General features: G+C 29.2%; 4 protein-coding genes and 2 pseudogenes. 2 read left to right on the top strand and 4 right to left on the bottom strand.

What is annotated here, in order from left to right; all coding sequences use genetic code 11:
* Positions 1–60 precede the first annotated feature (60 nt).
* Positions 61–150: pseudogene (locus G468_RS23945) on the top strand (single-stranded DNA-binding protein); the annotation flags it as partial.
* A gap of 106 nt (positions 151–256) precedes the next feature.
* Here G468_RS23945 and G468_RS0116040 read toward each other — a convergent pair.
* From G468_RS0116040 to G468_RS0116030, 3 genes are read right to left on the bottom strand one after another with little or no spacing between them, the layout of a single operon-like run.
* Positions 257–1,390 carry a glycosyltransferase family 4 protein gene (locus G468_RS0116040; RefSeq protein WP_026823915.1) on the bottom strand — a complete coding sequence of 378 codons (1,134 nt, stop codon included), beginning with the start codon at positions 1,388–1,390 and terminating at the stop codon, positions 257–259.
* Positions 1,368–2,183 carry a glycosyltransferase family 2 protein gene (locus G468_RS21480; RefSeq protein WP_246067481.1) on the bottom strand — a complete coding sequence of 272 codons (816 nt, stop codon included), beginning with the start codon at positions 2,181–2,183 and terminating at the stop codon, positions 1,368–1,370. Before G468_RS21480 ends, G468_RS0116040 begins: the two co-directional genes overlap by 23 nt.
* Entirely contained in the window at positions 2,176–3,336 is a 1,161-nt protein-coding gene (locus tag G468_RS0116030) for an O-antigen ligase family protein (RefSeq protein WP_026823914.1), read from the bottom strand. Before G468_RS0116030 ends, G468_RS21480 begins: the two co-directional genes overlap by 8 nt.
* Positions 3,337–3,676: 340 nt before the next feature.
* Here G468_RS0116030 and G468_RS0116025 point away from each other — a divergent pair, with 340 nt between their 5' ends.
* Complete coding sequence (locus tag G468_RS0116025) at positions 3,677–4,921, top strand: oligosaccharide flippase family protein (RefSeq protein WP_026823913.1); 1,245 nt, start codon at positions 3,677–3,679, stop codon at positions 4,919–4,921.
* Positions 4,922–5,076: 155 nt separating this feature from the next.
* Here the strand turns inward: G468_RS0116025 and G468_RS25495 are convergent.
* A pseudogene (locus tag G468_RS25495) lies at positions 5,077–5,209 on the bottom strand (IS91 family transposase); the annotation flags it as partial.

The following is a 5,209-nucleotide window of genomic DNA, read 5'->3' as shown; positions in this document are numbered from 1 at the left end:
GAAAATTACTGAAAAGTAAGTTTCAGTAATTAATGATTTGTTAAAATGTGAGGATTTTTTATGGCAAGTAGAGGAATTAACAAAGTTATTTTAATTGGTCATTTGGGCGATAAACCCATTGGTCGCTACATGACGTCTAGTATAGCGATGTAATGCCCACTGGTATACTAGTGGGTTCAAATGAATCAGAACGTTTATTCTATGAACAGTCAGGTAGGGTGGCAAGATGTAGTTAGCAACTACAATCTGATCACTATTAGTTAGAAATATCCAGAAATTTTAATAATTTTTTATTATTTATGTTTGCATTGAATTTCTTGCATGCCAACTTATGACTTTCCTCACCCATTTGAATTATTCTTTCAGGATTGTTAATCAATCTTAGCATTTTTTCTGTAAGATCTTCATGTGAGCATGGTTTTACAACATATCCATTTACACCATCAATAATTGTTTCTTTACAGCCAGGTAAATTAGTAGTTAGTATAGGTCTGCCTATAGCCATCGCTTCTTGTGTACTACGAGGAACCCCTTCTCTATAATAGGAAGGAAGAACAAATACGCTTGATCTTTTAATCCATTCGGCCACGTTAGAAACAAAACCAGGATAAGTAATAACACCTGATTTAATTAAGTTATCTACGTCTGATTCAGATAAACTTCCTGGATTTTCCTTGTCTATATCACCAAGTATGATGAATTCTACATCAGGATGAGTTTGTTTTATTTTTTTTGCAGCAGCAACGTACTCATTAATTCCTTTTTCTGCTAGCAACCGCGCAATAAATATGAATGAGATTTTATCTGTTGGTGGTACACTTTTGACATAGCTGTTTAGGTCTAAACCGATTCCACCAAGAATATGGGTTTTTTTAGTTTTTATTTTGTTTTTTTTTATCAGATCATGATAATCATCGTTATTAAGAAGTATTAATGAATTAATATGTGGAAATATTAGCTTATACAATAAAACCTGAATTCTCTTAATTATATTAGTTTTTAATGATATTCTGTATGGCTGATCTGTGAATAAATAACCCAATCCTTCAAGCATAGCATTATTGTTTTTAACTCCCGAAATAAGTCCAGCTAAGCAGCCAAAAATGGCTGGCTTTGCAAAAAAAGATAACGTGATATCGGGGTTTATTTTTTTTAGTTTTTTACTTAAAGCATAAGTATTTAACAAATCCATTATAGGGTTAATGCTACTGCGATTAAAATCATAATCAACAGGAATACCCCCATAGCTTGATATTTTTTCTCTCGAAAAATCGTCGTAATCAGTGGCAAAAGCATAAACTTCAATACCTTTGTTGTTTAACATTTTGATTAAATCTATTCTAAAAAGAATCATAGCATTAGCTGTGTTACCTATTATTGCTATTTTCATTACTAAAAACCTTTTTTTTGGTTACTATAGTTAAAATACATCTTCTTATATACTTTATAAAAGACACTATAATTGCAAGTATCGCCATTATTTTTCCTCTAAACAAAAAGTAGGTGATATTTTTTATTTCCCACTTTTCCATTAACCATAAATTGCTACTCAACCCTGATATTCCAAAGTTAAATTTATCAAGAAAAACTAAGTATCGACCATAAATTAATCCGCATTTATTTTTTTTGTTACAAGTAATAAGCAACCATGACATGTAATCTTCTGAGAATCGCTGTTTTTCATTGAATGCAACAAAGATATCTCTTTTCATAACAACTGACGGTGTTTGGAAATAATTCTTAAATAAGAGCATGTTAAATGAAACTATTTTTAATTTTAAATCTTCTTTGTTTATTTTTCTTTTATCTGTTACACCAATAGCACATGTTGCACCAATAAAATCTAAAGATTGTTCTTTCATAAAAATAAGTTGCATTTCTAATTTTTTTTTATGCCAGTGGTCATCGGCATCCAAAAATGATATGAATTTCCCTGTCGATAATGAAACACCTTTATTTCTGGAAAATGATGGTCCTAAATTTTGTTCATTATCAAAAATAAAAAGATTGTCATGCGATCTTTTTATTTTTTTCAAAATACTCCAGCTATCATCTGTTGATCCATCATTTATGCAAATTACTTCTATATTTTTATGAGTTTGATTTAATGCTGAGAGAATACATCTCTCTATAGTTCTTTCATTGTTGAAACACGGTATGATTACGCTTACTTTATTATTCATCATTTTTTATACTATTCATGTTTATAAAGGTAAAAAGCAATATATTAGAAAAGTATAGAACCCTTACTTGCCAATAGAAGAGTGAAATCAATAAAAAGTATATAGTAATGAACATGCAGCCCAAAACAAAATTGGAGCTCCTTCCATTCTTCAAAAGAAATAATAATGGCTTTATCAGTATCATTATTATGATTGTTAATATAAAAACACCTGAATCAATGATTGTTGATAAGTAAAAATTATGAGGATCCTTCGTTGATGAGCTATAACCGATACCATTCCCAATAAAGAATGATTTCAGATTACTTAATTGCATTACGGCATTATTTAGTCTTGCTATTCTGTCACTATTACTTTTTTCTCTGAGTGTCATTTCTAATATCTTTTGGCTGTTATTATTTTTAATTTCTATATTCTCTTTCGTAGTTATTGTTTCAATTCCTTTAAAAGGAACCGTTTTTATTACAATGAAAGAAAGAAATATCGATAGTATAAATAATATAAAAAATCTGAATTGAAATTTTTTTAATACAAAAAACGAATACATATTTACAATAAGAAAAGAAATAAAAAAAGACAATAAAGAGCTTCTTGATAATGTTAAAAAAGAACATGCCACAGATAACACAAAAATAAAATTAATTATAAATTTATTAGGGAGAGTAAATAATATATAAATAGAACTAATACATAACATGAAAGCTAAAATATTTGGGTCACTTGAACTTTCATAACCGGAAGGAAAATATGACCATTTATTATTTGAAAATACAGGAAAGGTTAACCGTTCCCAATCTCCAAAGCCAAGATGATATAATTGAATCAACAAAAAAGAACTAACAAAAATCAGTCCTGAAGCAATTAAATATGATAGTAATATTGGTTTTTTATCAAAGATAACTATAAAGCATAATGATATTACGATATATATCGCATGACTAATAGTTAGAGTAGTGGCACTAACATCGTATACTGTTACATTAATAATAAAATAAATAACCAACAAAAAAATACTCAATATATGGATTTTTTTTATGGGATATTTGTTTTTTATAATGGTGTAACCACTTAACAGTAAGCAGGAAAAGAATGTGTATATCGTAACTATGTGGTCACTGTTTAGACCTAGAATTTCTTGTTTATTTCCTCCCATAAGTGACCATAATAGAAAAGGAAATGTACAAATAGATAGCTTAAAAATCATAATTATTAACTTAATAGAAAGTTATCCAATAATATTATTCTTAATGTATCATAATACTAGTTTTGTTGAATAAATATATTTTATACTGCCCATCCAGTGCAACTGCTGATCCTAGCAATGTAAAATCATGCAGTTAGGTTGCGTAAGAAAACGGCACACCTAAGGCGACAAGCATTTTCCGCAAAAACGAGTATGGCAAAACAGCACGATTCCCTATTATTCAATAATATCCTAACACTACACATAAACATGTTAACATGTAAAAATTTTTAACTAATGGTTTTATCTTATGAGCAAAATTTTCTCGAATGTATTTTGGCTGATGATTTCTCAGATTGGGGGCATTTTAATCACTTTGATTGAACAACCATTGTTAGCTAGGAGACTCGGAGCTAATGAATACGGGAAGGTTGTATATGTTTTAGCTATCGCCATAATAGCTTCGGTTTTTATTGAATATGGATTCAATTTCAGCGCTGTTAAAAAGATTACGGGGAAAAAAAACAAAAAATATATTTCGCAAGTTTCAACAGATGTTTTTTTTGCAAAACTAATTCTTAGTATTATTCCTATTATTTTGGCTTTTTTTCTTATTTACGTAACACCAAGTGATATATCAATACCATATTCTTGGTTTTTCTGGGTTTTTTTATTTATATTGTCTTTCGGATTCACCCCATTATGGTATTACATATCAATGGAAAGAATAATTTTCCCTACAATTCTTGATTTTTCACTTAGAATAATTGAATTGGTTCTTATTGTTGTTTTTATTAGAACTTCGAATGACGCAGAAACTACAATATTTATTCAATCCATGGTTGGAATGCTTAATACATCAATAACTACATTTTTTTTGTTCTATATGTCAGGAGTTGGTTCGTTTAATATAAAAAAAGCTTTAAATGAAATCAAGTCTGGTTTTAGCGTATTTTTATACAAAAGCTCTCAAGGAATAATGATAACCATGTCATCATTATTGTTAGGTTTTTTTGGGGGAGGAAAATCTGTTGGGTATTTTGTTCCGTCTGAAAAAATAACAAAGGTAATGACTACCTTGATAACGACAATACTAAACATTGCATATCCAAAATTTGTAAAATCACTCGGAGACATAAAAAATAATAAGGATAGAATAAAAATAAAAATAAAAATCGTTAAATATTCTTTGGTGTTATCTATTTTGTCTTTAGTATTCTCTGTCGTAGTTTTTATTTTTTCTAAAAAAATTATTTTTTTAGTTTTTGGTGAAGGATATGAAAATGCCATTCCTTTAATTAATGCCATCATTTGGATAATTCCATTAAGAGCTTGGATAATGTCATTGATAATCTTATGGTTTATACCAACAAACAAAGAGAATTTTGTTACAAAAATAACATTTATCAATATAATACTAATTTCAATTACAGCGTATTTATTTATTTTCCGGTTTGGAACTATGGGAATAGTTATGTCTATTTTATTGTCAGAGTTGATAACTTTTTTAGTATTGACATATTTTTTTTTCAAAAAAACTAATCTTGATGGTTAGGAAATTGAATCGCTTTTAAAGTGAGTAGCAAAAGCCATCCCTTATTGCAAAAAGGAGATGGGGATCGATTTATTGTGTTTAGTGCCAGTTAACATTTCCTCAGAGAGTGTAATTTCTAACCTGATTTCCTTATTTTAGACACATTGATCCTGCGTTTAGATGCGTAACCATCGCTTTTTCTCCAGGTTATGCAGTCTTTCTGACAACAATTCCGTTGCTTTTTTACCCATTTGCGCCCCGGTGAAAAGCAGCCTGTCGCCACACAGAATACATTTGTACGGATCGGTA

It is taken from the genome of Arsenophonus nasoniae DSM 15247 (assembly GCF_000429565.1).
GTDB classification, from domain to species: Bacteria; Pseudomonadota; Gammaproteobacteria; order Enterobacterales; family Enterobacteriaceae; genus Arsenophonus; species Arsenophonus nasoniae.
This window is presented reverse-complemented; position numbering and strand designations above follow the sequence as displayed.